Annotated in this window: 19 protein-coding genes and 1 pseudogene; 9 read left to right on the top strand and 11 right to left on the bottom strand. The window is 70.3% G+C overall.

Translation table 11 applies throughout. The features are described from left to right. Positions 1-101: 101 nt before the first annotated feature. Complete coding sequence (locus CVO96_RS11120) at positions 102-1,202, bottom strand: S1C family serine protease (protein WP_103312293.1); 1,101 nt, start codon at positions 1,200-1,202, stop codon at positions 102-104. Positions 1,203-1,297: 95 nt separating this feature from the next. After that, a pseudogene (locus CVO96_RS11115) lies at positions 1,298-1,498 on the bottom strand (FmdB family zinc ribbon protein); the annotation flags it as partial. Between the two features lie 537 nt (positions 1,499-2,035). Here CVO96_RS11115 and glmS point away from each other — a divergent pair. Both glmS and CVO96_RS11105 read left to right on the top strand, forming a co-directional pair. Beyond that, positions 2,036-3,856 (top strand): glutamine--fructose-6-phosphate transaminase (isomerizing), encoded by a 1,821-nt coding sequence (gene glmS, locus CVO96_RS11110; protein WP_103312292.1) that lies wholly within the window; start codon positions 2,036-2,038, stop codon positions 3,854-3,856. A gap of 119 nt (positions 3,857-3,975) precedes the next feature. Continuing rightward, positions 3,976-4,995, top strand: a complete 1,020-nt coding sequence (locus tag CVO96_RS11105) for an aldo/keto reductase (RefSeq protein WP_103312291.1) — start codon at positions 3,976-3,978, stop codon at positions 4,993-4,995. A gap of 182 nt (positions 4,996-5,177) precedes the next feature. On the opposite strand, the gene CVO96_RS11100 is transcribed toward CVO96_RS11105, so the two are convergent. Continuing rightward, complete coding sequence (locus tag CVO96_RS11100) at positions 5,178-6,329, bottom strand: GGDEF domain-containing protein (RefSeq protein WP_103312290.1); 1,152 nt, start codon at positions 6,327-6,329, stop codon at positions 5,178-5,180. A gap of 342 nt (positions 6,330-6,671) precedes the next feature. Between CVO96_RS11100 and CVO96_RS11095 the strand changes: the two genes are divergently transcribed. Genes CVO96_RS11095 through CVO96_RS11080 form a run of 4 tightly spaced genes read left to right on the top strand, consistent with a single transcriptional unit; the run spans position 6,672 to position 10,288 of the window. Then, a complete protein-coding gene (locus CVO96_RS11095) occupies positions 6,672-7,526 on the top strand; it encodes a glycerophosphodiester phosphodiesterase family protein (RefSeq protein WP_103312289.1) in 855 nt (284 codons plus the stop codon). A gap of 59 nt (positions 7,527-7,585) precedes the next feature. After that, a complete protein-coding gene (locus CVO96_RS11090; protein ID WP_243398303.1) occupies positions 7,586-8,623 on the top strand; it encodes a DsbA family protein in 1,038 nt (345 codons plus the stop codon). 58 nt (positions 8,624-8,681) lie between these two features. Next, positions 8,682-9,023 carry a PadR family transcriptional regulator gene (locus tag CVO96_RS11085; RefSeq protein ID WP_103312288.1) on the top strand — a complete coding sequence of 114 codons (342 nt, stop codon included), beginning with the start codon at positions 8,682-8,684 and terminating at the stop codon, positions 9,021-9,023. Further along, a complete protein-coding gene (locus CVO96_RS11080; protein ID WP_103312287.1) occupies positions 9,020-10,288 on the top strand; it encodes a permease prefix domain 1-containing protein in 1,269 nt (422 codons plus the stop codon). The genes CVO96_RS11085 and CVO96_RS11080 overlap by 4 nt, the downstream gene beginning before the upstream one ends. Before the next feature lie 180 nt (positions 10,289-10,468). Here the strand turns inward: CVO96_RS11080 and thrS are convergent, their stop codons facing one another. From thrS to CVO96_RS11055, 4 genes are all read right to left on the bottom strand, one after another. Further along, positions 10,469-12,418, bottom strand: coding sequence for a threonine--tRNA ligase (thrS, locus tag CVO96_RS11075; RefSeq protein ID WP_103312286.1), 1,950 nt, complete (start codon positions 12,416-12,418; stop codon positions 10,469-10,471). Positions 12,419-13,075: 657 nt separating this feature from the next. After that, positions 13,076-13,519, bottom strand: a complete 444-nt coding sequence (locus CVO96_RS11065) for a DUF3291 domain-containing protein (RefSeq protein WP_103312284.1) — start codon at positions 13,517-13,519, stop codon at positions 13,076-13,078. A gap of 20 nt (positions 13,520-13,539) precedes the next feature. Continuing rightward, complete coding sequence (locus tag CVO96_RS11060; RefSeq protein ID WP_103312283.1) at positions 13,540-14,043, bottom strand: GNAT family N-acetyltransferase; 504 nt, start codon at positions 14,041-14,043, stop codon at positions 13,540-13,542. 140 nt (positions 14,044-14,183) lie between these two features. Next, positions 14,184-14,495: a DUF805 domain-containing protein gene (locus CVO96_RS11055; RefSeq protein ID WP_243398301.1), complete on the bottom strand. Its 312-nt coding sequence runs from the start codon at positions 14,493-14,495 to the stop codon at positions 14,184-14,186. Between the two features lie 217 nt (positions 14,496-14,712). On the opposite strand from CVO96_RS11055, the gene CVO96_RS11050 reads away from it, so the two are divergent. Beyond that, on the top strand, positions 14,713-15,738 hold the full coding sequence (locus CVO96_RS11050; RefSeq protein ID WP_103313430.1) for a metallophosphoesterase: 1,026 nt from the start codon (positions 14,713-14,715) through the stop codon (positions 15,736-15,738). Positions 15,739-16,013: 275 nt separating this feature from the next. Continuing rightward, complete coding sequence (locus CVO96_RS11045; RefSeq protein WP_243398299.1) at positions 16,014-18,644, top strand: sensor domain-containing protein; 2,631 nt, start codon at positions 16,014-16,016, stop codon at positions 18,642-18,644. A gap of 130 nt (positions 18,645-18,774) precedes the next feature. On the opposite strand, the gene CVO96_RS11040 is transcribed toward CVO96_RS11045, so the two are convergent. From CVO96_RS11040 to CVO96_RS11030, 3 genes are all read right to left on the bottom strand, one after another. Next, positions 18,775-20,523, bottom strand: coding sequence for an SLC13 family permease (locus tag CVO96_RS11040; protein WP_103312281.1), 1,749 nt, complete (start codon positions 20,521-20,523; stop codon positions 18,775-18,777). Between the two features lie 250 nt (positions 20,524-20,773). Continuing rightward, a complete protein-coding gene (locus CVO96_RS11035; RefSeq protein ID WP_103312280.1) occupies positions 20,774-21,901 on the bottom strand; it encodes a [LysW]-lysine hydrolase in 1,128 nt (375 codons plus the stop codon). Beyond that, positions 21,891-23,378 carry a hypothetical protein gene (locus CVO96_RS11030; RefSeq protein WP_133161790.1) on the bottom strand — a complete coding sequence of 496 codons (1,488 nt, stop codon included), beginning with the start codon at positions 23,376-23,378 and terminating at the stop codon, positions 21,891-21,893. Before CVO96_RS11030 ends, CVO96_RS11035 begins: the two co-directional genes overlap by 11 nt. Positions 23,379-23,571: 193 nt before the next feature. Here CVO96_RS11030 and CVO96_RS11025 point away from each other — a divergent pair, with 193 nt between their 5' ends. After that, the gene (locus tag CVO96_RS11025) at positions 23,572-23,835 is read left to right on the top strand and encodes a hypothetical protein (RefSeq protein ID WP_103312278.1); all 264 of its coding nucleotides are present in this window, start codon (positions 23,572-23,574) and stop codon (positions 23,833-23,835) included. Positions 23,836-23,891: 56 nt separating this feature from the next. Here the strand turns inward: CVO96_RS11025 and CVO96_RS11020 are convergent, their stop codons facing one another. After that, a complete protein-coding gene (locus tag CVO96_RS11020) occupies positions 23,892-25,391 on the bottom strand; it encodes a YifB family Mg chelatase-like AAA ATPase (RefSeq protein WP_103312277.1) in 1,500 nt (499 codons plus the stop codon). Positions 25,392-25,399: the final 8 nt, after the last annotated feature.

The raw sequence follows: 25,399 nt of genomic DNA, 5'->3' as shown, positions 1-25,399 counted from the left end.
TCCGATCAGAGTGATATCACATTGATACGAACAGGTGCATGAGAACGGGGCCAGAGCGTCTGCCCCGGCCCCATCCTGTCTGTCCTGCCCTCCGGCGCGCGCTACTGCAGGGTGCGCTTGAGCAGCGTGACCTTCACGTCCACGCTCTTCTTGTTGCGCCAGACCCGCAGGGTCACGGTCTGGCCCGGGCGCTTGGCGGCGACCAGCCGGGTCACGTCGAAGGCGTTCTGCACGCGCACGCCGTCCACGGCCACGATCACGTCGCCCAGCGGCGCCACCAGCTGGTCGCTGTTGTTGCGGATGCTGCCGCGCAGGCCCGAGCGGGCCGCCGCGCTGCCGGCCGCCACGTCCATGACCAGGGCGCCCTCGGCGCTGGTCAGGCCCGCGAGCTGGCGCAGGGCCGGCTCCAGCGAGCCCAGGTCGCGCAGGGTGGCCCCCAGCGTGCCGCGCTGCGGTACCCCGATCTTCTCCAGGTCGTCTAGGCTCTGCTTGACCAGGTCGCCCGGAATGGCGATGCCGATGATGCCCGGAATCAGGCCGTTGGGCGCGGCGTTCAGGTCTGAGACGCCCACCACGGCGCCCCGCGAATCCAGCACCGGGCCGCCGCTGTTGCCCTGCTGGATGCTCGCCGTGGTCATCAGGTACTGCCCGATCTCCACGCCCAGGTTGTCGTTGCGCGGCACGTCGGGCGCGCTGGCGAGCACGCTGAACACGCCGCTGCCGATGAAGTTCTGGATACGGTAGGGCGTGCCGATGGTGATCAGCTTCTGCCCTGGAATCAGGCGCGCGCTCTGGCCGAAGCCCAGCGTCTTGGGCGCGGTGACCCCGGAGACCCGCAGGATGGCGATGTCGATGCCCGGATCGACGCCCTCGATCTTGGCCTGGACGCGCCGGCCGTTCCAGAGGGTGACCGTCAGCGATTCCTGGTACTGCACGACATGGTAGTTGGTGACGATCAGGTCTTTCTTGTAGAAGAAGCCGGTGCCGACCTCCACCGGATCGTCGCCGGCCTGCAGCTGGTCGCGCTGCAGTCGGTTGTCGATCCGCACCACGGCCTGCACGGCCTTCTGGGCCACCTCCACGGTGTTGATCTCATCGGGGGTGACCAGGGCGCGCTGAGCGGTGACCCGGCCCGTGACGTAGGCGCCCGTGACCGCTCCGGCGAGCAGCAGGGTCGCCCACAGCACACGGGCGCGCTTCACTCGCCGCCTTTGCCGCCGCCCGACTGAGCCGAACCTGACTGGGCTGAAGTGGGGGCTGCCCCCTTGGACTCTCTGGAAGCAGAGTCCTTGGAGGAGCTGCCCGCCGCGCCCTCGCCGCCAGAGCGGGAATCGTTGACGTAGAAGCCGCTGCCCTTGAAGGCGATGCCAGGACGCGCCAGGATGCGCTTGACCGGCACGCCGGTCTCGGGGTGGGCGGCGTAGGCGTCGTCGCGCATACTCTGCCGCAGTTCGTAGATTTCGCCGGTTTCGATGTTTTTATACAGGTACGTGGGCATGGGTGTGATCCTCTTGGACGCTGACAGTGAACGCCCGGTCAGGCGGTGTCGGCCGCTCCAGCACGCCGGGGCGGGCCCGCCCGGATCGGGCGTCCGGCGCCCATCCTATCAAGGGCCAGGGGCCTGGACAGGGCGTCTGAGCGCCGCCGGATGACCTGATCTTGAACATTCCTTGAGTATCGTGCTCACCTGAGGCTCCGGGGGGTGCTATGCTGCCGGGTGAACCGTTGGTGTCCGGTTCACACAAACAGGGCAGCGCAAGGCCCCAGGCGCGGCGACAGGCCGCACTGGGGAGACGAGGTGGAGGTCAGCGAGCATTCTGCGGATGCCTCCAGGCGAGCATCGACGCCTACCCGACACGCCCGCAGGTTCTGGCAGCCAGATCAGGCGGGTGTGGGAAATCCAGCGATAAGCCCCGTGGCAACACGGAGATAAGGCCGGATACGATGACATCACAGACACCTCCCGCGACCGCCCCCCAGGCCGGACAGCCCCGCGCTGCCGGAGCCCGGGGGCGCGGCGCGGGCTGGAGCAACCATGTGCGGAATCGTCGGATACATCGGCCCACGGCAGGCGCAGGACGTCCTCATCTCCGGACTCGCCAAACTGGAATACCGCGGCTATGACAGCGCGGGCATCGCCATCAACAGTGGGGGCCAGATCGACGTGAGGAAGAAGGCGGGCAAGCTCGCCAACCTGAGCACGCTGCTCGAGGGCCAGCCCATGGGCGGCACGCTGGGGATCGGGCACACGCGCTGGGCCACCCACGGCCTGCCCAACGACACCAACGCCCACCCGCACGCTACCGAGGACGGGCGGATCGTGATCATCCACAACGGCATCATCGAGAACTACCTCAAGCTCAAGGAGGGCCTGCAAGCGCGCGGCCACCAGTTCAAGTCCGAGACCGACTCTGAGGTGCTGGCCCACCTGATCGAGGAAGCCTACAGCGGCGATCTGGAAGCGGCCGTCCGCACGGCGCTGGGGCAGGTGCGCGGCGCCTACGGGATTGTCGTGACCCATGTGGATCACCGCGAGATCGTCGCGGCCCGCACGGTCAGCCCCCTGGTGATGGGCGTGGGCGAGGGCGAGATGTTCCTGGCCTCGGACGTGCCCGCCCTGCTGGCCTACACCCGCAACATGGTCTTCCTGCACGACGGCGACATGGTCGTGCTGCACGACGACGGCTTCCGGGTCACCGACCTGGCGGGCAACGCGCAGCAGCGCACCATCGAGCACATCGAGTGGGACGCCGAGGCGGCCGAGAAGGGCGGCTTCGACACCTACATGCTCAAGGAGATCTACGAGCAGCCCCAGGCCCTGACGAACACCCTGATCGGCCGCCTGCACGACGACACCGGCGAGGTGAACCTGGATATCGACCTCGATCCGGCCAGCTTCAAGCGCATCTCGATCATCGCCTGCGGCACGGCCTTCTACGCCGGACTGGTCGGCGAATACCTGATCGAGCAGCTGGCCCGTATCCCGGTCGAGGTGGACGTGGCCAGCGAGTACCGCTACCGCAACCCGCTGGTCAGCGAGCACACCCTGGCCATCGTGGTCAGCCAGAGCGGCGAGACCATCGACACCCTGGAAGCGCTGCGCGAGGCCAAGAAGTTCGGCGCCAAGACCCTGGGCGTGATCAACGCCAAGGGCTCCTCGATGACCCGCGAGCTGGACGACACGCTGTACATCCACGCCGGCCCCGAGATCGGCGTGGCGAGCACCAAGGCGTATACCTCGATGGTCAGCGCCTTCGTCATGCTGGCGCTGTGGCTGGGCCGGGCGCGCGGCACGCTGAGCCCGCAGGAGGGCGCCGAACTGCTGCACGCCGCCCGCGCCCTGCCCCGGCTGGTCGAGGAGGCGCTGGCGCCCGAGCGCGTGGCGCGCATCAAGGAGGTCGCCGAGAAGTACGCCCACGCCCGCGACTACCTGTTCCTGGGGCGCGGCGTGAACAGCCCGACCGCCTACGAGGGCGCGCTGAAGCTCAAGGAGATCTCCTACATCCACGCTGAGGCCTACGCGGCCGGCGAGATGAAGCACGGCCCGATCGCCCTGATCGACGACCAGCTGCCCGTCGCGGTGATCGCCACCGAGAGCCGCCTGCTGGAAAAGACCATCAGCAACGTGCAGGAAGTGCGCGCCCGCGCCGGCAAGGTGATCCTCTTCCTCTCGGACGGCGACACCGAGAACGCCCGCCACGGCGACGACGTGATCTACCTGCCGCGCGCCCACGAGATGGTGAGCCCGGTGGTGAACGCGGTCGCCATGCAGCTCCTGGCGTACTTCACGGCCACGGCGCTTGGCAAGGACGTCGATAAACCCCGCAACCTGGCGAAGAGCGTGACGGTGGAATAAGGCACCGGAACGTTCGAAAAGGCGGCCCGGTCATCCACGACCGGGCCGCCTTCCTCTGTAAATCCCGTAGCATCATGCAGGCCGCAGCCCGCGTCCCCCTTGTTCCACCGGAGGTTCCCATGACCACGTACCGCAAGCTGGGCCGCAGCGGCCTGCACCTCTTCCCCATCGGCCTGGGCACCATGCAGTTCGGCTGGACGGCCGACGAGGCCAGGGCCTTCGAACTCATGGACACCTACGCGGCGGCCGGCGGCAACTTTCTGGACACCGCCGACATCTACACCATGTGGACACCGGGCAATCCCGGCGGCGTGTCCGAGGAGATCATGGGCCGCTGGATGAAGGCGCGCGGTAACCGCGACGACATGGTGATCGCCACCAAGGTGCGCGGCGCCATGGGCGAGGGGGGCGCGCAGGGCCGCTCGACCATCCACCAGCGCGAGGGGCTCTCGCGGCGCTGGATCCTGCGGGCCTGCGAGGACAGCCTGCGGCGGCTGCAGACCGACCACATCGATCTGTATCAGGCCCACTGGATCGACAACCAGACGCCCATCGAGGAGACGCTCGCGGCCTTCACGGAACTGGTGCAGCGCGGCTACGTGCGGTATATCGGCTGCAGCAACTACAGCGCGTGGCGACTGATGCAGGCCCTGTGGGAGAGCGACCGGCGCGGCCTGGAGAGTTTCGTGAGCATCCAGCCGGAGTACAGCCTGCTCTCGCCCACCCGCGCGAACTTCGAGCGCGAGCTGCAGAAGGTGTGCGTGGAATACGGCCTGGGCGTGATTCCCTGGAGCCCCCTGGGCGGCGGTGTGCTGACCGGCAAGTACCGGCGCGGCCAGCCCCTGCCGGAGTCCGTGCGCGCCGACGAGAACGCAGCGCGGCGCTTCAGCGACCGCACCTTCGACGTGGTGGAGACCCTGGAAACGGTGGCCGGACGCCACGGTGCCCGGCCCGCGCAGGTCGCCCTGGCCTGGATGCTGGAGCAGCCCGCCCTGACCGCGCCGATCATCGGGGCGAACACGGTGGAACAGCTTCAGGAACTGCTGGGCACGCTGGACGTGACCCTGAGCCCGGAGGACGTGGGGGAGATCAGCCGGGTCAGCGACTGGGAGCGGGCCCGCACCGATCTGGAGACCTGATACGGACTGCCGCTCCATTCCGTAACATCCGGGAAAGCGCCGGATGTTCCTCTCCTGCGGAGCTCGACGAGTCCATACCGCGAAATCCGTATCTTTTCCTTCTCCCTCCGCCCCGGATTGATTCCGAAAACAGAACGGATGGCATTCGGAATCCGTATGAGCAGACGCCGTCCCGCCCTGGCTCAGCCCGAGCCGGCCAGTGTCCGGGCCGTTTCCAGCAGGGTCAGCTGCCCGGCCTTCCAGACGCAGGTGCGGTTGCGCCCGCGCTGCTTGGCGCGGTAGAGGGCCACATCGACCTGCTCCAGCACGTCCTGGGCGGCGCTCTCCCCCACCAGGCTGACCCCCAGGCTGACCGTAATGTGCTCGCCCGCCATGGGGCGGCCTGCCACGGTGCGCCGCAGCCGCTCGGCCACGCCCCGGCCGTGCTCCTCGGTGACGCCGCGCAGGATCACCGCGAATTCCTCGCCGCCTATGCGGTAGGCCTGGTCGTGGCTCCGCAGCTGGCCGTACAGGGTCTGCGCCACGTCGCGCAGCACCAGATCGCCCACCGCGTGGCCGTGGGTGTCGTTGACCCGCTTGAAATGGTCGATGTCGATCAGCACCACCGCGTCGTCGGGGGCCAGCGACAGCAGGTCGTGGTCGAACTGCCGGCGGTTGGCGATGCCGGTCAGGGGGTCGAGCAGGGCCTGGGTCTGCCAGCGCTGCATGACCTGCAGGTGTCGGATACGGCCGGACACGATGGAACTCAGGATGGCCGAACCGAAGAGGCCCAGGGCCAGCACCGGGAAGTAGGCGCGGCTGAACAGGCCCTGACCGCCGGGCAGCAGCAGCAGCGCCACCCCATTGGGAGCCAGGGTGAACAGGGTTGCCAGCCCCCGGCGCAGGGCGACCCGGCTGGTCAGTCGCTGCCGCAGCGACTCGCCCCACGGCGCCTGAGGGGGGCGCGGCACTGACCTCTGGGCGCGGCTTCGCAGCCAGAACCACGCCGCCGTGCCGACCAGCCACATGGCGCCGAAACTGATCAGGGACACCAGCGCGCCCGGCCCGCCCAGTTCCAGCCGGTACAGCGCCATGGGCAGGGCGACCCCCACGGCGGCCACCGGCCCGTAGCGCAGCAGGGCGAACACGAAGGGCACCGCGCGCAGGTCGGCGATCACGCCGGGGGCCAGGGCCGCCGGGAAGGACATCAGCAGGATGCCGATGGTCGCCAGGGCCGCGAGCCGCAGCACGTACCAGAGCCCCGAGCGCTCGGTGGGCCAGCTCCGGTAGGTCAGGCTGAGCAGATAGCTGCAGGTGGCCAGCACACAGAAATTCAGGAACAGGGTGGTGAGCATGGTCGGCCCTCCGGGCGTGTCCCGAACTTAATGATCCGCCTCGTGCAACGCTCTGACAGTTCGGGCCGTCCATGCTGAAAATTCGCCAAAACCGGGAATCGGGCCCGGGCCAGAGCGGCGTGCGGCCGGCACCGGTCGAGGCCAGGGAGAGGGCGCCCAGCCGTACCCGCGAGTGGCCTGCAGCGCGCTGTGCCTACCTCCCGGCGGACTCCGTGCGGGTGGCCGGACGTGGGTCGGCACGGGTGTCGGGCGGGTGTGGATGTCAGGTGGCGCCCGTCCGGTGGCTGTCTGGTGGATGTGACTGGCTGGTGGATGTGGCTGGCTGGTGGGTACAGTACAGCCATGCCCAGACTGTGGTTTCCCGTGCTCGCGGCCCTCTTCGTGTCCTGCAGCGGGACGCCGGCCGCCAACCCCTTCATCACGGGCCGCCCCTGGAACATCGCGCACCAGGGAGGGGAACTGATCCGGCCCAGCAACACCCTGCTGGCGTACCGCAACGCGGTGTCCCTGGGCGTGGACATGCTGGAGATGGACATGCACGCGACCCGGGACGGCGCGCTGGTGCTCTCGCACGACGCCACCCTGGATCGCCTGACGGACACGAAGGGGGCCATCGCCGGGATGACGCTGGACGAGGTGCGGCGGGCCGACGCCGGCTACGCCTTCACGCCCGACGGCGGGCAGACCTATCCCTACCGGGGCCAGGGCGTGCGGGTGGCCCAGCTTTCGGAGGTGCTCGCGGCGTTTCCGACGACTCCCATGACCATCGAGATCAAGCAGGCGCAGCCCAGTCTCGCGGCGCCCTTCTGCAAGGCGCTGCGGGACGCCGGGGCCACGCCCCGCGTGATCGTGGCCTCCTTCAGCGACGCCGCCCTGAACGAGTTCCGCGCCGCCTGCCCCGAGGTGACGACCTCCATGACCGAGAAGGAGCTGCGCCCGCTGGTGCTGCTGAGCAAGGTGGGGCTCGCCGGACTGGCGCCGCTGCCGGGAAAGGTCGCCCAGGTGCCGGTGCAGGCCGGGGGCATCGAGGTCGTGACCCCCGGGTTCGTGCGCGCCATGCACGCCCGCGGCGTGGCCGTGCAGGTCTGGACGATCGACGAGGAAAGCGAGATGCGCCGGCTGATCGGCCTGGGCGTGGACGGAATCATCACCAACCGGCCCGACCTGCTGAAGACGGTGCTGGGGCGCGGGAGGTAGCGCTCGCCGGGGCCGCTGCCCCCATTGGGGGAGGGTCGGCGGCCCCCTAGACTGCCCGGGTGAAGCTCCTCCTCCGCACACTGGCCCCCACACTGGCCCGCCCGCTGGTCTGCACGCTCTCCCTGCTGGCCGGCGCCGCCCAGGCCCAGCTCTGGGACACTCCCAAGGCGACCGCCGCCCAGACCATCCTGAAAGGGTTCACGGCCCGGCAGACCGTCCTGACGCGCGGAGACGCCACCATCACGCTGGACGTCGCCGGCAACCTGGTCGTGGGCGTGCTGGTCGAGGCGGGCACGGCGGCCGACGTGGCGCGCGGGCTGGGCGTGGCCTGGGGTCTGGCGGAGACCGACCTGGCCGCCCTGCAAAGGAACCTGGGGTCGCCGCAGCTGCAGGCCGCCGCCCGGCGCGGCTTCGTGGAGACGGCGGACGAGGACGGCAGCGGGTTGATCGCCCTGAAACTCCGGGGCGAGGGTTCGGCGACCCGCTACGCGGCCTACGTCGCCCTGAAGATCTGGCCGGACAGCGCCTTCCCGGCCACCCGCAACGTCACGGGGTCGGCCGCGGCGCCCGACGTGGTGAGGATCTTCAGCGACTTCCAGTGCCCCTACTGCCGGGAGATGTGGGACAGCGCCGCGCAGGGCTGGGAGGCCCGCCCGGAGCAGTTCCGGGTGTCCCACTACCAGTTTCCACTAGACAAGCACCCCAACGCCTTCGCGGCCGCCGAGGCCAGCGAGTGCGCGGGGGCGCAGGGCAGGTTCTGGCCCTACGCCGACACCCTGTTCCGGGAGTTCGACCGCTGGACGCCGCTGAGGGCGGCCGACACCGCCCTGAAATTCGGCGGGTACGCCGGAAGCGCCGGGCTCAAGACCGCCGCCTTCACGAGCTGCCTCAACGCCCATACCTTCAAAGCCTCGGTCGAGGCGCAGGTGAGGGCGGGGCTGGCAGTCGGGGTTCAGGGCACGCCGACCGTGTTCCTGAACGGCGTGAAGATGGGCAACTACGCCAGCCCCGCCGAGGTGGCGCGGATCCGGGCCGTCACGCGGGCCACGCCCAGCGCCGCCAGCGTGATCGACGCCCGGCTGGGGCTGTTCCGCTGAGCTGACCGTCTGGGCAGACCACCTTGACTCCCTCACTCTCTAGACTCACTATGTAGCCATGCACAGGAGAGGCGGGGACGGGAACCTGTTGCGCGGCACGCTGGACTTCCTGCTGCTCGCCAGCCTGGAAGCCGGCCCGCTGTACGGGCTGCGGATCATTCAGGACGTGCAGGCCACCACGAACGGCCACTTCAGCTTCAAGGAAGGCACGCTGTACCCGGCCCTGCACCGCCTGGAGCAGCGGGGGCTGATTCGCGCCGAGACGCGCCCCAGCGACTCCGGCGGGCCGCCCCGCAAGTACTACCACCTGACCGACAGCGGCCTGAAGGAACTCGGGCGCCAGCGAGACGAACAACGCGCCCACGCCGCCGCCCTGCGCCCCTATCTGGAGTTCGCGTGAACGCCGAGGAGCGGTTTGTGCGCGCCGCCACCCGGGGCCTGGCCCGCCGGGCCCGTCTGGACGCCCAGGCCGAACTCCGCTCCCACCTGCACGAACGGGTGCAGCAGCTCCGGCTGGAGGGCGTGCCGGGAGCGCAGGCGAGCGCCCAGGCCATGCAGGAACTCGGGCACTCGGCCACGATCCGCCGCTCTCTGTGGGGGGCGCATCCGCCGCTGCATCTGCTGTGGTGGACAGGGCTGGTCATATTGACACTCTGGACGGGGTGGAACCTGCGGGACGTGCAGACGGGGCGAAGCTACTACGGCGGGCCGCAGAGGGAACGGTATGGCTCGGTGGGCTTCGTGGGCAGGTTCGGCGACGGCGTTCGTCTTGAGGACTGGGCAAAAGACCTTCCGGACGGGCTGACGGTGAGCACGTCCGGCGCTCAGCCCGTCCTGACCTCTGTAGGCTGGCCGCCTGTTCCCCTGACGGGCGGGCCCCGTTCCGACCGGCCCCTGATCCTCTTCACGCAAGAACTGATGCCCTACCAGGATCGCTTCAGCGGATCGCCGGGCGGGCCGATGAGACCCACCATTCCAGCATTCATGACCGGGTTCGTGCGGGTACGCGGCCCCTTTCTGAACACGTCGAATCTGGCGATGCGGGCCTTCCGACTGGGGTGGCCCGTGCAGGTGGACACCGGGCGGGTATCCCTGGCCGGGCAGGCCCTGCCCCCCACGGCTCCGGGAGATATCCGCTCGCTGCCGACCGTCGCGGCCGATCTGACCGTGACGGCCGCGTGGCTGCATCTGGGCTCAGCCACGCGCGAGAAGGTGGGTATGCCCTGGGAAAAGGGAACGAACAGTTCCAAATTTCCGATGTTCGAGCCTCTGGAAGGTCCCTGGGCACCCGTGACCCGGAGGCTTAGCCTGAAAGGAGCGCGGCCCGGCGCACGGTACGTACTCGTTACCCGCCTCCCGACACGCGACCCAGACCGGGCGGCAAATGGAAGCTCCGACCTCCTCACCTCCACTCCTCACGGAGCGGATGCTGACGGTGAGGTCACTTTTCCGCTCTCGCACACGCTTGCGGGGCGGGGCACGCAGTACAGAGGCGCCCACCTGCTCCTCATGGGCGACCTGGGGGCCTGGGGTCGGCAGGCCGTATCGGACGATGAATTCCCCACGCTCGTGCTTCAGGTGCCCGAAACCGTTCAGCGTCAGCAGCCCCCACCGGTGTTCGCGCCGCCATATGCCGTGGGGCAGAGGGTACCGCTGGAAGACTAGAGCATTTGTCCGAATTACAGCATCAGACAAACTGCGTCTGATGCTTCCATTCTCCCAAATACTCCATCAAATTCACTCACTCCGTTCGGTCAAAAGTGAACAGCTCTTTTGACAAATGCTTTAATCGGAGAGAGCAAACAGGGCGACCATTGACCGGTCGCCCTTCGCATCGATTCTGTTTCAGCCCCTCGTCTTGTACCGCTCCAGCAGTTCACCCCTGAGCTCGTCGAAGCCCACGCCCTTGCGCTCCCTGTGGCCTTCCGGGCTGCGCTCGCGGACGCTGACCTGCCGCCCGGCCTCCTCCTGATCGCCGACGACCAGCATCACCGGGATCTTGCTCAGCTCGGCGGTGCGGACTTTGGCCTGCATCCGGTTGCTGGAGTCGTCGACCTCGGCGCGCAGGCCGGCGTCGTGCAGCTCCTGGCGCAGAGATTCAGCGTAGGCGTTGTGGCGGTCGGCGATGGGGATGATCATGATCTGCCGGGGCGCCAGCCACAGCGGGAAATCGCCCCCGTAGTGCTCGATCAGGATGCCCGTGAAGCGCTCGACGGAGCCGAACGGCGCGCGGTGGATCATCACGGGGCGGTGTTCCTGGCCGTCCTCGCCCGTGTAGTGGATGTCGAAGCGCTCAGGCAGGTTGTAATCCACCTGGATGGTGCCCAGCTGCCACTCGCGGCCCAGCACGTCCTTGACCACGAAGTCCAGTTTGGGGCCGTAGAAGGCGGCGTCGCCGGGTTCGACCGTATACGGCAGCCCGACCTCCTCGACCGCCTCGATGATCTGCCGCTCGGCCAGATCCCAGTTGGCCTCGTCGCCCACGTACTTGTCGCTGCCGCTTTCACGCACGCCCACGCGGAAACGCACGTCATTCATTCCGAAGGTGCCCAGCACCAGCACGGTCAGGTCGAGCACGTCCAGAAACTCTTTTTTCAGCTGATCCGGGCGGCAGAAGATGTGGGCGTCGTCCTGCGTGAAGCCGCGCACGCGGGTCAGGCCGTTCAGTTCGCCGGACTGCTCGTAGCGGTAGACCGTGCCGAACTCCGCGAGGCGCACCGGCAGGTCGCGGTAGGAACGCGGCTTGGCGTCGTAGATGCGGACGTGGTGCGGGCAGTTCATCGGTTTGAGCATGTACTGCTCGTCGTCGACCTCGATCGGGTTGAACTGCGACTCGGCGTAGTACGGGTAGTGCCCGGAGGTGCGGTACAGTTCCAGATTGCCGATGTTGGGCGTGATCACGCCCTGGTAGCCGCGCTTGAACTGCTGCTCCTTGAGGAAGGTGCTCAGCTCCTCGCGCAGCACCGTGCCGTTGGGCAGCCACAGCGGCAGGCCCTTGCCCACCATGGGGTCGATGATGAACAGCTCCAGCTCCTTGCCCAGCTTGCGGTGGTCGCGCCTCCTGGCTTCCTCCAGTGCGTGCAGGTACTCGTCCAGCTCCTTCTGCGTGGCGAAGGCCACCCCGTACACCCGCTGCAGGATGGGGTTCTTCTCGTTGCCACGCCAGTAGGCGCCGGAGGTACTCATCAGCTTGAACGCCTGCGGCAGCTTACCCGTGTTCGGAAAGTGCGGCCCCCGGCACAGGTCGATGTAGTCGCCCTGCTGGTAGAGCGTGATGGGCTCGCCGTCCGGCAGCCCCTCGATAAGTTCCTGCTTGTACGGGTCGTGAGGGAACTGGACCAGCCCCTCGGCCCGGCTGACCTCGCGGCGCGAGAACTCCAGATTGCGGCCGATGATCTCGCGCATGATCCGCTCGATCTCGGGCAGGTCTTCTTCCCGCAGCGGCTCGGGCAGGTCGAAGTCCTGGTACCAGCCGTGCTCGATGCTGGGGCCCACGCCGCGCTTGATGGCGTCGCCTGGGTAGCCCTTCGCCCGGTAGAACTCGCCCACCGCCTGACTCATGACATGCCCCAGCGAGTGCCGGAACAGCGGCGCGGCGTCGGCCGGATTTTTCTTGGTGATCAGCGTGATCGCCGCGCCGTCGGGCAGCGGGGTCAGCAGATCGACCAGCTCACCGTTGGATGTGGCGGCCAGGGCGTCACCGGCGAGCCGGGGGCCGATCGCCTTGGCAGCGTCCAGCGCCGTCGCGCCCTGTTGCAGATCCAGTTGTTTACCGTCGGGAAGAACTACGTGCATATCAACCTCTTTTGGCCTTCAGCCATCTGCCTTCAGCAATAAAAAAACCCGGTCTGGCCGTGAACCCAGCAAAGCGCCTGAAAACCGCGTGGGGGTTCTCAGGCGCTCAGAGTTCGCGTGACCAGACCGGACAGATCAGGCATTCGTTGCAAGCACACGCCGAGCATCACCAGACCGGAGTGATGGGCGAAGGGCTTCATAGGGCCAGGATAGCGGGTCGGGTGCAGGGGGGGCAACCCGCCAGAGGGCTTACCTGGGCGGTCAGATTTCAGGAATGGAGGACTGGAGAAGCGAGGCCCAGGTGAAAGGACACGGTCTGCCGTTGCGCATGTGCGGCGACCCACGCTGTCAGGAACGCCTCTGTCGCCCGTACTGAATGGGCAGCTATTCCTAAATCGATCTCACCCGCCTGTCTGGTGGGGAGGAACTCGCCGGGCCGTCACACACTCTCCTCAACAGTGAGCATCCGGGTGTCCTGCGTCCAGTTCTGCACGACCACCCCCACTGGGTCGGCCACCGACTGCAGATCGTCCGGCGTGTCCTGAAGGCTGCACCTGACTTTGGCGTGATATGTGCTGGTGGCCCAGGCGCTGGAAGAAGGGATAAGGCTGGTCACCCTGGACGAGCGGATCACAGCCTTCGCAGGAGCGCCGATCTTCAGTCCGGCGGAGCCTCGAACGCCTGCCTGAACGTGAACGCCCGCGGCGTCGGCCCATGCGCCCGCAGGTGCGTGATGCGCTCCCAGGCTTCGGCCGTCGTCGGGATGTGGCCGGCCGGCACCCACCACAGCGCCGTAAAAGCCTCGGTCATGGGCTCGAACCACTGCCTGCGTGCCCGGAGCAGCGCCAGGTGGTCGCTGCGGTACACATAGTCGCGCAGCGCCTCCAGGCTTTCCCAGACGGACATGTTGACCAGAATGGTGTCGTCCTCGAAGGGGCGCAGGTCGGTGGCGCTGTCCCCCTCGCCCTGCAGCCGCCACAGGAAGCCCGGCCAGCCGTCGGCCAGCGCGTTGATCTCGTCCAGGCGCGAGGTGAAGCCGTGCATCGTGTCGCTGTCCAGCGGCGCCAGAATCCGGCCGACGTTGACCTGGGCGAGGGGCATGGGCCCAGCTTAGCCGCAGTTTACGAGCCCCGTTCCGGGTGGGGTATCCGGGTGTTCGCCTCACCGAAATCGATCTCGAAGAAGCGGTAGCCCTCCTGCACTTCCTCGCCGGGGGCGTAGCCCATGCCCATGTAGGCGGGAGTAGCTTCCCGAAGGTTGGCGTACCAGAACAGGGAACGCAGCCCCCGCGCTCTGGCCCAGGCCTCCATCGCCGTCATCAGGGCGCGGCCCACGCCCCGGCGACGGGAAGGGGGCGCCGTGTAGAGGTCGTGCAGTTTGGCGGTGCGGTGCGAGTCTCCGGAGCGCAGATGCGGGCCGTAGTCCTGCGCCGCCGCGTAGCCCAGCAGCGTGTCGCCGTCAAAGGCGCCCAGCAGCACCCAGTCCGGGTGGGCACACAGGAGGGGAAAACGCGCTTCCAGCGCCCGCTCATCCTCCACGAAGCCCATATCGAGCAGCATCGGCAGCGTCTGAGAGAGGTCGGCGGCGGTCAGGGGCCGGATCGTAAGCGACGGGATGGCGGACATGGATTCAGTGTTTCAGGCCGCAAGGGGTTTCACATCGACCATCTGGTCACGGCAAAGTCCACAAGCGGCAAAGCCCACAAGACATCGCACCCGCAGAACACCGCCCCGACGCGCAGGCCGGGGCGGTCATGGATGGGCGCCTACCAGTTCGCAGCGGGCGTGGCGCCTTCGTGGGCCTTGGGGTTGGGCCCCCACCTGTTGCTGCCGGGCTCGGAATCCAGCACCGTGAAGACCAGCAGGACGAGACCGCCGACGAGGGGAATCAGCCCGATCAGATACCACCAGCCACTCTTGCCGGTGTCGTGCAGGCGGCGGACGGTGACGGCCAGACTGGGGACGAACACGGCCAGCGCATACAGGACGGCCAGAATCAGCGAAATCAGGCCGATTCCGGATGGGATCGCGGCCGACTCCTCGCCCAGCGACGCCAGGTTCTGAATCTGGAACGGCAACTGCAGGATGACCGAGATGACCGTATTGATTGAGCACGAACATCCAGTATTCGCGGCGGCGGGCGCGGCTGGAGAAGTTGACGTAGTTGTTGCGGATCACGTTCAGGTAGTCGTTCATGGCTCGCCTCCAATGTTCGGTGAGAAAAGTTTAAGAGACTCTTCAAGGGTGTGGGGCTCAACTGTGTATCCGGCGGCCGTGGCATAGGCTGTGGGCATCATGCGTGCCTTCATCCTCGCCCTGCCGCTGGTGCTCAGCGCCTGCGCGCCCGTGACCGCCGTCACCCAGCCCTTTCCGGACACGGTGGCCCGGCTGCCGCTCGGCGCCGATCCCCAGCGGGTGCGGGTCGTGGTCATGGGGGATCAGGGCACGGGCTCGCAGACGCAGGCGCAGGTGGCGGCGGCCATGCGCGAGGTCTGCGCCCGCGAGGGCTGCGATCTGGGCGTGGCCCTGGGGGACAATTTCTATCCGGCCGGGCCGAAGGACGTGCAGTCTCCCCTCTTCAAGGAGCGCTTCGCTGACCTGTACGGCCCGCTGAAGGTGCCGTTCCTGATGGTCAGCGGCAACCACGACGAGTCCTGGCTGGCCGGTGGCGACGGTGCCGACGCCCGTGGCGGGGAGGTTCAGGTCGCGTATTCGCGGCTGAACCCGCAGTGGGTGATGCCCGCCCGCACCTACCGTGCGCCCGTGGGCCGGCTGGTCGAGTTCTTCACGGTGGCGACCTCGCCGCTGGCGGCGTATCTGGCCCCCCGGCGGGCGACCGAGCGCCCCGGCGGCAGCTGGGACACGGCCCAGCGGGCCTGGCTGCAGGGCGCGCTGGGCCGCAGTCCGGCCCGCTGGAAGCTGGTGCTGGGCCACCACCCGCTGTTCAGCAATTCCAATCACGGCGACGCGGGGCGCTACGACAACGCGGCGGCCCCCCTGCAACGGGGCGAGGCCGTGCGGCGGCTGTACGGCGTGGCCTGCGGGAAGGCCGACCTGCTGCTCAGCGGCCACGACCACGCGCTGGAACTTTTCGCGCCCCAGCCCGGCTGCGCGGGCACCTGGACGCTGGTCTCGGGCGCGGCTGGCCGGGCGTCCTCACCCCGGGTAGGGCGGCGGCCGGCGGCTTTCGAGGCCTATGAGCAGCCGGGCTTCATGTGGCTGGACGTGCAGCCCACGGCCCTGAGCCTCCGGGTGTACACGGTGGACGCCGCGGGCCACGCGCGGCTGGCCCACACCCAGACCCTGAATCCCGGCCCTTGACGGCCAAGCCCTGAAAACTGGGATCGCAGCGGGCGCCACCCCTCCAGCAGCGCCGATCCGGTTCCCGGCGGTGGGGGCACCCGGAGGGGGAACGGGCGAGCGGCTGGGTCGGTGGTTCCCGTCTGGAACGCACATTCGACCAGGGCCCAGGATTCTGGCCCAGGGGTCAGTCTTTTGTATACCGGCCTTTGCATGAAGGCGGTAAGAGTTGGCCTGAGAGCATGGCCCAACCACAGCCCAGGACGTCTGGGTGCCGGAACCCCCGAGGTAGATCAGTGATTCCAGCCTTTGCTTCCACCACCGCCCTCCAATCTGCCCTGAGTGACCTGCTGCGTATGCACGCCCCGCAGGCGACCCTGCTCGCGTCGGTCGGTGAGGAGGTGGTGCGCGTGCGCGCCGACGCCTCCACGAATCTGGTGGGGGCCGATCTGGTGCCGCCCGACGACTGGTTCGAGCGTGGCGAGATGACCTGGCTGACCCGCGACGGCGCGCTGCTGGGCCTGCTCTGGAGCGAGGACGGGCAGGTGCCGAACACGGCGATCCAGGTGCTGACCATGCTGCTCGCCGCCGCGCGGATGGACGGCGAGGGCCGCGAGGCGGAGGTGCTGGTCACGCAGCTGCCGATGGCGACCGCCTGGTTCACGGCCGATCTGGTCTTCCGGCGGGTCAGCCGGCCCTTCCTGGAACTCTTCGGACTGACCGACGCCGAGGTGGCGGGCCGCAGCCTGGAACAGGTCTTCCCGGATCGCCCCGCCATGATCACGGCGCTGCAGCAGGCCTCGGCCGGCAGGTCGGTGCGTCTGCCCGACGAACGCTTCGGGGTGGCCCCGCACCAGATCTGGACGCGCGGCGAGGCCCGGCCCTACTTCGGCGGCGCGGCGGCGGGCGTGATGCTCACCCTGCAGGACGTGAGCGGCGAATACGAGCGGGCCTCGCGCGTGGCCGCACTGCTCGACACCGACCTGCCCGCCGCGCTGCTGACCGAATCGGGCACCGTGCTGCACGCCAGCCAGGGGCTGCTGGACCTGGGGCCGCCCTCCGCCTCGGCGGTGGCGGGCGCGCCGCTGTGGGCCTGGCCCTGTTTCGCGTCGCTGCCCTCCGAGGCGGTGCGCGACCTGGTGCTGCTGGCCGCCCGCACCGGCTCCGCCCGCGCCGACGTGGAGCTGGAGAGCGGCGAACGCCTGCCCCTGAGCGTGCGCCGCACCTCCGAGCCCGGCCTGCTGGTGGCGGAGGCCTGGACGGGGCAGCGCGGTACCCAGGCGCCGTCGGGCATGATCGGGCAGATGCTCTCCCAGAGCGAGGACGCGACCGTGATGATCGATTCGTCCGGCCGGGCGCAGCTGGTCAGTGAACGCGCCGCCCAGCTGCTGGGGGTGGAGGCCGCGCGCCTGGTCGGGCTGAGCCTGTCGCGGGTGCTGGGGGAGCTGGGGGTGCGGGTCTTCACCCCCGAGGGCGACCCGCTGGAGCTGCCCGAGTGGCGTGACGTGCCCCTGCCCCTGCGCCGCGAGCTGCTGCTGGCCCTGCCGGACGGCGCCCTGCGGCACATGGAACTGCGCGCCTCGGGGCTGGACGGCGAGCCGAGCAGCGGCGCCGGAGGCGCCCTGCTGACCCTGCGTGACCTGACGGCCCTGCGCCGCGCCCAGGCCCGCGTGCGCCACACCGCCCGCCACGACGCGCTGACCGGGCTGCTCAACCGCACAGGGCTGCGCGAGGCCCTGGCGGCGCAGACCGGCCCGGCCGTGGTGGCCTGCCTCGATATCGACGGCTTCGGCCCGCTGAACGCCGCGCTGGGCCGCACCGCCTGCGACCGGGTGCTGATCCAGCTGGCGGCCCGGCTGCACGACCTGGCGGCGGCCCAGGGCGGCAGCGTGTCGCGCCTGGCCGACGACACCTTCGCGCTGCTGCTGCCGGGAACGGGCGCTGCGGAGGCCACGGCCGCGCTGCAGACCCTCCTGCTGGCGCCGCTGCGGGCCGGTCAGCGCGACCTGAGCCTCTCGTGCGCGCTCGGACTGGTCACGCTACAGGGCGGCGAGGAGCCGGAGACCGCGCTGAACAACGCGGAAATCGCCATGCAGCACGCCAAGCGCCAGGGCCGCGCGCAGGTGGGCGTCTTCGACCCCGGGATGCGCGCCCAGGTGGCCCGCGCCTTCGAGCTGGAAGAAGCCCTGCGCGGCGCGGCGGCGGCGGGGCAGTTCGCGCTGCTGTACCAGCCGCTCAGCGACCTCGGCAGCGGCCGCGCGCTGGGCGCCGAGGCGCTGCTGCGCTGGAACCACCCGGGACTGGGGGTGCTGCCGCCCAGCCACTTCCTGGCGCTGGCCAGCCACAGCGACCTGATCAGCGAGGTCAGCGAATGGGTGGTGCAGCAGGCCATGAGCGGACGGAGCGCGGTGCGCGCGGCGCTGCCGGAGCGCTTCCCGGAGTGGCAGGTCAGCGTGAACCTGAGCCTGGAGGAACTGCGCCGCAGCGCGGGCCTGGGCCGACTGCTGCCGCTGATGGCCGCGCAGGGAGCGCCGGACATCGAGGTCGCGGCCGGCAGCCTGCTCGACCACAGCCAGGAGACCCTGGGCCTGCTGGAGCAGCTGCGGACGCTGGGCGCCCACCTGAGCGTGGATGATTTCGGCGAGGGCGCCAGCAGCCTCTCGGCCCTCACCCGCTTTCCCCTGAGCGCCGTGAAGCTGCATCCCACCCTGACCGCCCGCCTGCCCGAAGACCCGCGCTCGCTGGCGCTGGTGCAGGGCGCCATCGATCTCGCGCACCGGCTGGGCCTGAAGGTGGTGGCGGTGGGCGTGGAGACCGAGGAACAGCTGGCCGTGCTGCGCGACCTGGGCTGCGACGCCGCGCAGGGCTACGCCATCTGCCCGCCGCTGGCGCTGCCGGATCTGCTGAGCTGGCTGAGCGCGCACTGAGCCCAGCAAGCCTATAACCGCAGATCCTGTCGCGGGGTTCCAGAGGGTCGCCGGAATCTCTCCATGCCCCCTGCAACGCCCTTTTTTCGCCCCCGGCTCCGCTCGACGTGTCTGCAAGAGCGGGGCGATCTCAAACGAAGGGCCAGACGCGCGGAATGACCAGCATGGCGACCGTGAAGGTGACCACGGTCAGGCCGGAACCGACCCGCACGAAATCCAGGAAGGTGTAGCGGCCGGGGCCGTAGACCAGCATGCACGAGGGCTCCAGCGGCGTGATGAAGGAGTTGCTGGCCGCCACCGTGATCCCGATGATGAAGGGCCGGGGATCGTAGCCCAGCGCCTGCGCGGTGCCGATGGCCAGCGGCAGCATGACCAGCGCGGCCGCCTGGTTGCTCATGGGCTGGGTCAGGGCGACCGTGACCAGGAACAGCGCCCCCAGCAGCCCATAGGGCCCCAGCGGCTCCAGCACCCCCGAGAGCGCGCCAGTCAGCACCTTCGCGGCCCCGGTGCTCTCGAAGGCGGTGCCGAAGGCCAGCATGCAGGCGACCAGCACGATGATCGGCCACTCCACCGAGCGGTAGGCCTCCTCCGGGCTGATCAGGCGCAGGGTCAGGCTCAGGGCGGTGGCGACCAGCACGGCCACCCCCAGCGGCACCAGGCCCAGGCCGCCGGTCACGACCGCCCCGATGAACAGCAGCAGGGCCAGCGGGGCGCGGCGCAGGTCGCGCTGGTGCTCGGTCAGGTCGCCCATGACCACCAGATAGTCGCCCAGCGAGTCCAGGCGGGTGGCGCCGCCCTGCACCAGCAGCACGTCGCCGACCTGAATCCGCAGGCGGCCCAGGCGCTCGAAGTGCTTGTCGCGGCGGTGCAGCGCCAGCACCGAGGCCCCGTAGCGCTCGCGGAAGCGCGCCTCCTTGAGGGTGCGGCCCAGCAGCGGCGAGCCGGGCATCACGACCGCCTCGACCAGCCGGACGTCGCCGTCGGCCGGGCCGGGCTGCAGCTTGAGTTCGCTCTTGCTGACCACCCCCAGCGTGGTCTTGCCGGCCAGGATGCGCTCGGTGGGGCCCTCGACCGCCAACGTGTCGCCCTCCTGCAGGCGGTAGTCCGCGCCCGGCGCGTAGACCGTCTGCTCGCCGCGGCGCACGGCCACCACGGTCAGGCCGTGGTCGCGGCCCAGGCCGCTCTCGCGCAGGCTCTGGCCGCTCAGCGGGCTGCCGGGGGCCACGGTCAGGTCCGCCAGGTAGGCGCGCAGCGAGTCCTCCAGGGCGGCGTCGCGGGCCGGCAGCAGCCGGGGGGCGATGAAGAAGAGGTAGAGCAGCCCGATCAGCGCGGCGGGCAGGCCCACCCAGGCCAGTTCGAAGAAGCCCAGCGGCGCCTGCCCGCTGGCCGGCAGCGCGCCCGAAACCACGATGTTGGTGCTGGTGCCGATGATCGTGACCGTGCCGCCCAGGATGCTGGCGAAGGCCAGCGGCATCAGCGCGCGGCTGGCCGGAATGCCGGCGCGCCGCGACACGCCGGCCACCACCGGCAGGAACACGGCCGTGGTGGCGGTGTTGCTGGTAAAGGCGCTGACCCCCGCCACCGTGCCCAGCATGGCGCGCAGCAGGCTGGTGGCGCCGCGCGCCCGGCGGGCCAGCGCCATGCCGATCCACTCGATCACGCCGGCCCGCAGCAGCACGCGGGTCAGGATGAACAGCGAGGCCAGCGTGATCACGGTGTCGCTGCCGAAGCCCGCGAAGGCCTGCTTGGGGGTGATCAGCCCCGAGACCAGCAGCGCCGAGAGCAGGCCCAGCGCCGTGACGTCCACCGGCAGCCATTCGGTGGCGAACAGCACCAGGGCCACCACGAACAGGATGAGGATCAGGGTGACAGGTTCCATGGGTCTCCAGGCGACCAGTCAGGACGGTCAGAAGGGGGTCGTCGGGGAGGCGGGAAGAGTTGGACGGATGGCGCGGCCGCGTCGGCGGTGGCGTGGAGCGGGGTCGCAGGGAAACAGGGTCAGGGGGAGGGGTCTTCGATCCAGTCGAGGTGCCGGTGGGCGAGTCCTGCGGCGCGGTGGCTGAGGTCGGTGGGCTGGCTGGACGCTGAAAACATCCCTGGACATCCGGCCCTGACTGTCTGGGCGGTGCTCAGGTTCCCGCAGGCACCGCCGCGCCTGGCTGGGTCGGCACGGGCCAGGACAGCGCGAGCCGGGTCAGCGCGCCGGTGAGCACGGCCACCGCGCGGTCGTATTCCGCCAGTTCCAGCCGCTCGTCGGGGGTGTGGTCGAGCGAGCTGTCGCCCGGCCCGTAGGCCAGCGTGGGCACCGGCCAGAGTTCGGCCACCACGTTCATGTCGCTGGTGCCGGTCTTGACCTTGAAGACCGGCGTGCCCCCCTGCGCGCGGATGACGACCCGCAGGGCGCGGGTCAGGGCGTTGTCCCGGGGATGGCGCACGGCCGATTCGTGCCCGCTGAAGCGGAGCTGCAGGCCCGGCAGGTCGGCGAGCAGTTCCCCCAGGGTGGCCTCGGCCTCGGCCGGAGAGATGCGGGGCGGCAGGCGCAGGCCGAAGGTGGCGCGCGCCAGCTGGGTCACGCCGTCGTTGCTGGACGACAGTTCCTGAATGGTCGCCTGCACCGAGTCGAAGAGCCCGGCGCCCTCGGCGGTGCGGGCAGCCCAGGCCCGCACCCGGAACCAGGCCTCGGCCAGGTCGTCGGCGGCGCTCTGGCCCTCACCGGCCGTGTGGAAGTTCTCCCGGCTGAGCTGCACGCGCGCCACCAGGCGGCCCTTATACCCCAGCGTCAGGCCCTCCCAGCCGCTCGGTTCCCCGATCAGCACCACGTCGGGTCTGAACGTGGTCATGACGTGCCGCGCCCCCCGGCTGCTGGGAGCCTCCTCCTCGGTGGCGCCGATCACCACGAAGCGGGCCGCCGCCAGGGCCTCGTCCGGCAGGGCCGCCACCGCCGCCAGGAAGGCGCACAGCGGGCCCTTGGCGTCCACCGCGCCGCGCCCGTGCAGCACGCCCGACTCGTCGATCCGCACCGGAATCTCGCCGGGCACGGTGTCCATGTGCCCCAGCAAGGCCACCGTCAGCGGCCCCTGGCCCCGCTCGCCCACCGCGTTGCCGGCCTCGTCGATGCGGGCCTGGAAGCCCTGGGCGGTCATCCAGCTGCCGAGGTAGGCGGCCAGCGGCCCTTCCTGCCCGGACAGCGAGGGAATCGAGACCGCGCCGATCAGGAGTTCCCGCGCCGTCTGTGGGGGCCTCAGCTCACCTGGCATCTGGGGCCCTGCCCAGGGCCACCGAGCGGCCCAGCAGGGCCAGCAGCCGCGCGAGTTCCGCCAGCGCCAGCAGCGCGATCGTGCCGACTCCACCCGAGAGCAGCGTCCAGAGGGCGTCCAGCCGGCCCCCGGCCAGGTACTGCACCAGGGCCAGCAGCAGGGCCGCCACGAACAGCACGCCGCCCAGGAAGCGCAGCCGGCCAACCAGACCATCGACCAGATCGGCCTGACGGGCCAGCGTGCGGTGCAGGCCGTCGAGTCTGGAGACGTCCAGGCCGCCCGGCTGGGCCTCGGCGGTCGGCGCGGGCACCGGCGACGCCGGAGTGGACGTTCGAGTGGTGACCGGCGTCGGACTGGCCGGAACTGAACTGGCCGACGCTGGGCTGACCGGAGCTGGGCTGGTGGGCCCAGAACTGGTGGGCTGAGCGCTGGGTGCCGCCCCGCTGCCAGCCTGGGTGGGCGGCGTGGCCCCCGCCCGCGCCGACGTGGGCGTGAAGGCCGACGAGGAGATCACCACCGGGCGCGCGGCCGATGTCTCCGGCGAGGCGGTGGGCCGCAGCGCCGTCGTGGAGGTGGCGGGGGCAGCAGGCGCCGGTCGCGGCCGCGGCGGGGGCGAAGCCGGTGGTGTGGCCGCCGCCGTGGTGGGCGCACTGGTGGGCGCAGCTGCAGGCCCGGCAGAGGGAGCGGGGGCGACCGGTGCGGCGCTCGCTGACCCTGTGTCCGCGCCCGCCCTGGCGCCTGAATCTGCGGTGGAGGGAGCGGCGCCCGCAGGCCCACTGGCCTGTGGCTGCGGCCTGGGCGGTGGGATCTCGGCGGGCTGGATCCCGGCGGCTTGGGTCTGGGCGGGCTGGGTCTGGGCCGGCTTCGTCTCGGCGGACTGGGTGGCCGGCGGTCTGGCGGGGGGGGCGTCGGCGGGAAGGCCAGCGGGCCGGGGAGCCTGGGCCTGCACGCCGCCCGGCGCCTGGGCAGCGCTGTCCGGGCGCTCCCGACTGGGCTCCGGTGTGGTGGTGGGCTCCGGTGAGCTGGGCGCCGGGCGTTCCGGGGGGCTGTCAGTCCCGGGCAGGCTCCCGGCCCCGCCCTCAGCCACCGCCGGGGGGCGCGGGGCGGCCGATCCGAAGGTCTTCAGGGCGCCGGGGGTGGGCAGCGGCGAGACGGGCAGTTCCTTGGCCCGCGCCGTGGTGTCGCGCACCTGGGCGAAGAAGGCCTGCACGCCGGGCACGTCGAAGCCCAGCAGGCTCGCGGTCAGGGCGGTGCCGGCGGGCGTCTCGACGCGCAGCATCCCCTGCTCGTCGCTGTGGATGCGGGTCAGGTCACGCAGGGTGACCCGCCGGGTGCCACCGCCGTCCTGATAGACCAGGGTCTGGCCGGTCAGGACGAACAGGGCGTCCTCGCGCTCCAGGGTCGTGATGGGCGCCTCGTCCATGCCAATCGTCTTCAGAACCCCGAGCGCCCGCTCGCTTGCACTTCGCTCCGTCATGTCACTCCCTTGATCCCCCGCTGATCGCCTGTGAGGTTCTTCCACGTGGTCTTCCCTGTGGCCGTGCTGTGCCCAGCATACCCACTCGCCATGAGGGACGCCGCCCCGCGTCCTGCACCCGCGGTTGCGGCCCGTGAAGGCGCCTGTAGGCCTCCCTCACCCGGTTCGCGGGGGGCCGGGCCAGACTGCGGCCATGACCGACAATTCGAATCGCTACGGCAGTGAGCCTCTGGGCAGGAGCGTCGAGGAGATCGAGCAGGAGACCGGCAACGTGACCAATTCGCCGGTCGAGGGTGAGGCCGTGCGCCACGCCGAGGACACGACCCTGGTGGTGCCCGCCGTGGTGAACAGCAACACCTCCGGCATTCCGGCCCTCGTCAACCCCGACGCACTGACAGATGGGGGCGGCCGCGCCGACGACGGCACCACCCGTGAGAACCGCGACAGCAGCGAATAATCCTGGCCCTACTAGATCTATAACAAGTCGGCCGACGTGACGCCCTGCGGGGACAGTCAGTGCAGGTCGCGGGGCCGGTAACCCACCGCTTCGGCGAGGTGGACTTCCCGGATGTCCTCGCTGCCGGAGAGATCGGCCGAGGTGCGCGCGACCCGTAAGACCCGGTCGTAGCCCCGGCCGGTCAGGTTCAGCTGCCGGGCTGCCGCGTGGAGGAAGGCTTCCGGGCCGGCTGAGAGGGGCGCGTGCCGGCGCAGCGCCTGACCGGCCAGATCGGTGTTGCGTCCGCCCTGACGCTCCAGCATCCGCTCCCTCGCCCGCCGCACGCGCTCACGCACCGCCGCCGACGCTTCGGGTTCGGGGGCGCGGCTCAGCTCCTCCACGCTCAGGCGGGGCACCTTCACCACCAGGTCGATCCGGTCGAGCAGCGGCCCGCTGATGCGCGAGGCGTAGCGCAGCCGCTCGGCCACGGAACAGCTGCAGGCCTTCTCCGGATCGCCGTGGTGGCCGCAGGGACACGGATTCATGGCCGCGATGAGCTGGAAGCGGGCCGGGTACTGCACGGTGGCCCGCGCCCGGCTGATGGTGACGGTGCCGTCCTCCAGGGGCTGGCGCAGGGTTTCGAGCGCCTTGCGGCTGAATTCCGGGAACTCGTCGAGAAACAGCACTCCCCGGTGGGCCAGGCTGACCTCACCCGGCCGGGGCACGCCGCCCCCACCGATCAGGCCCGCGTCGGAGACGGTGTGGTGGGGCGCCCGGTACGGCGGGGCGAGGTTCAGGCCGCCCCGCGCGGTCAGCAGCCCGGCGGCCGAATGGATGCGCGTGACCTCCAGGGCCTCGGCGCGGGCCAGGGGCGGCAACAGGCCCGGGGCGCGGCGGGCCAGCATGGTCTTGCCGCTGCCCGGCGAGCCCACCAGCAGCAGGTTGTGCCCGCCCGCCACGGCGATCTCCAGCGCCCGCCGGGCCGCACTCTGGCCCTTGAGATCCGCCAGATCGAGGAACGACGCGTCGGGCTCGCCGACCACCGGCGGCGCCGTGGGGGGCAGAGGGGTGCGGCCGCTGAGATGCTGCGCGGCGTCCAGCAGGCTGCGTGCGCCATACACCGTCAGGCCCTCGATCAGGGCGGCTTCCTGGGCGTTGCCGTCGGGCAGCAGGGCGGGCAGTTCAAGCTGCGAGGCCAGCAGCGCCAGGTTCACGGCCCCGGCGATCGGTCTCAGGCTGCCGTCCAGCGCGAGTTCCCCCGCCGCCAGGATGCCGGCCAGCGCCCCGGCGGGCAGCAGGCCCTGCGCCGCCAGCACCCCCAGCGCGATGGGCAGGTCGTACAGCGGCCCCTCCTTGCGGAGGTCGGCCGGCGCCAGATTGACCGTGATGCGGGCCGCCGGGAAGGGCAGGCCGGCGTTGCGCACCGCCGCCCGCACCCGCTCGCGCGCCTCGCTCACCGCCTGATCGGGCAGCCCCACCACCGTGAAGGCGGGCAGCCCCGGCGAGACGTCGACCTCTACATCCACCGGCACGGCGTCCACGCCGATCAGGGCCACGCTGCGCGCGCGGGCCAGCATCAGCCGGT

Source organism: Deinococcus koreensis (assembly GCF_002901445.1).
In the GTDB taxonomy this organism is placed as follows: domain Bacteria; phylum Deinococcota; class Deinococci; order Deinococcales; family Deinococcaceae; genus Deinococcus; species Deinococcus koreensis.
This window is presented reverse-complemented; position numbering and strand designations above follow the sequence as displayed.

Coding starts and splice junctions, on each gene's coding strand:
- CVO96_RS11095 (WP_103312289.1), top strand. CDS start 6,672: ATGCCCAGACTGTGGTTTCCCGTGCTCGCGGCCCTCTTCGTGTCCTGC.
- glmS (WP_103312292.1), top strand. CDS start 2,036: ATGTGCGGAATCGTCGGATACATCGGCCCACGGCAGGCGCAGGACGTC.
- CVO96_RS11025 (WP_103312278.1), top strand. CDS start 23,572: ATGACCGACAATTCGAATCGCTACGGCAGTGAGCCTCTGGGCAGGAGC.
- CVO96_RS11100 (WP_103312290.1), bottom strand. CDS start 6,329: ATGCTCACCACCCTGTTCCTGAATTTCTGTGTGCTGGCCACCTGCAGC.
- thrS (WP_103312286.1), bottom strand. CDS start 12,418: ATGCACGTAGTTCTTCCCGACGGTAAACAACTGGATCTGCAACAGGGC.
- CVO96_RS11040 (WP_103312281.1), bottom strand. CDS start 20,523: ATGGAACCTGTCACCCTGATCCTCATCCTGTTCGTGGTGGCCCTGGTG.
- CVO96_RS11065 (WP_103312284.1), bottom strand. CDS start 13,519: ATGCCCCTCGCCCAGGTCAACGTCGGCCGGATTCTGGCGCCGCTGGAC.
- CVO96_RS11105 (WP_103312291.1), top strand. CDS start 3,976: ATGACCACGTACCGCAAGCTGGGCCGCAGCGGCCTGCACCTCTTCCCC.
- CVO96_RS11085 (WP_103312288.1), top strand. CDS start 8,682: ATGCACAGGAGAGGCGGGGACGGGAACCTGTTGCGCGGCACGCTGGAC.
- CVO96_RS11030 (WP_133161790.1), bottom strand. CDS start 23,378: ATGACGGAGCGAAGTGCAAGCGAGCGGGCGCTCGGGGTTCTGAAGACG.
- CVO96_RS11050 (WP_103313430.1), top strand. CDS start 14,713: ATGCGTGCCTTCATCCTCGCCCTGCCGCTGGTGCTCAGCGCCTGCGCG.
- CVO96_RS11035 (WP_103312280.1), bottom strand. CDS start 21,901: ATGCCAGGTGAGCTGAGGCCCCCACAGACGGCGCGGGAACTCCTGATC.
- CVO96_RS11060 (WP_103312283.1), bottom strand. CDS start 14,043: ATGTCCGCCATCCCGTCGCTTACGATCCGGCCCCTGACCGCCGCCGAC.
- CVO96_RS11020 (WP_103312277.1), bottom strand. CDS start 25,391: ATGCTGGCCCGCGCGCGCAGCGTGGCCCTGATCGGCGTGGACGCCGTG.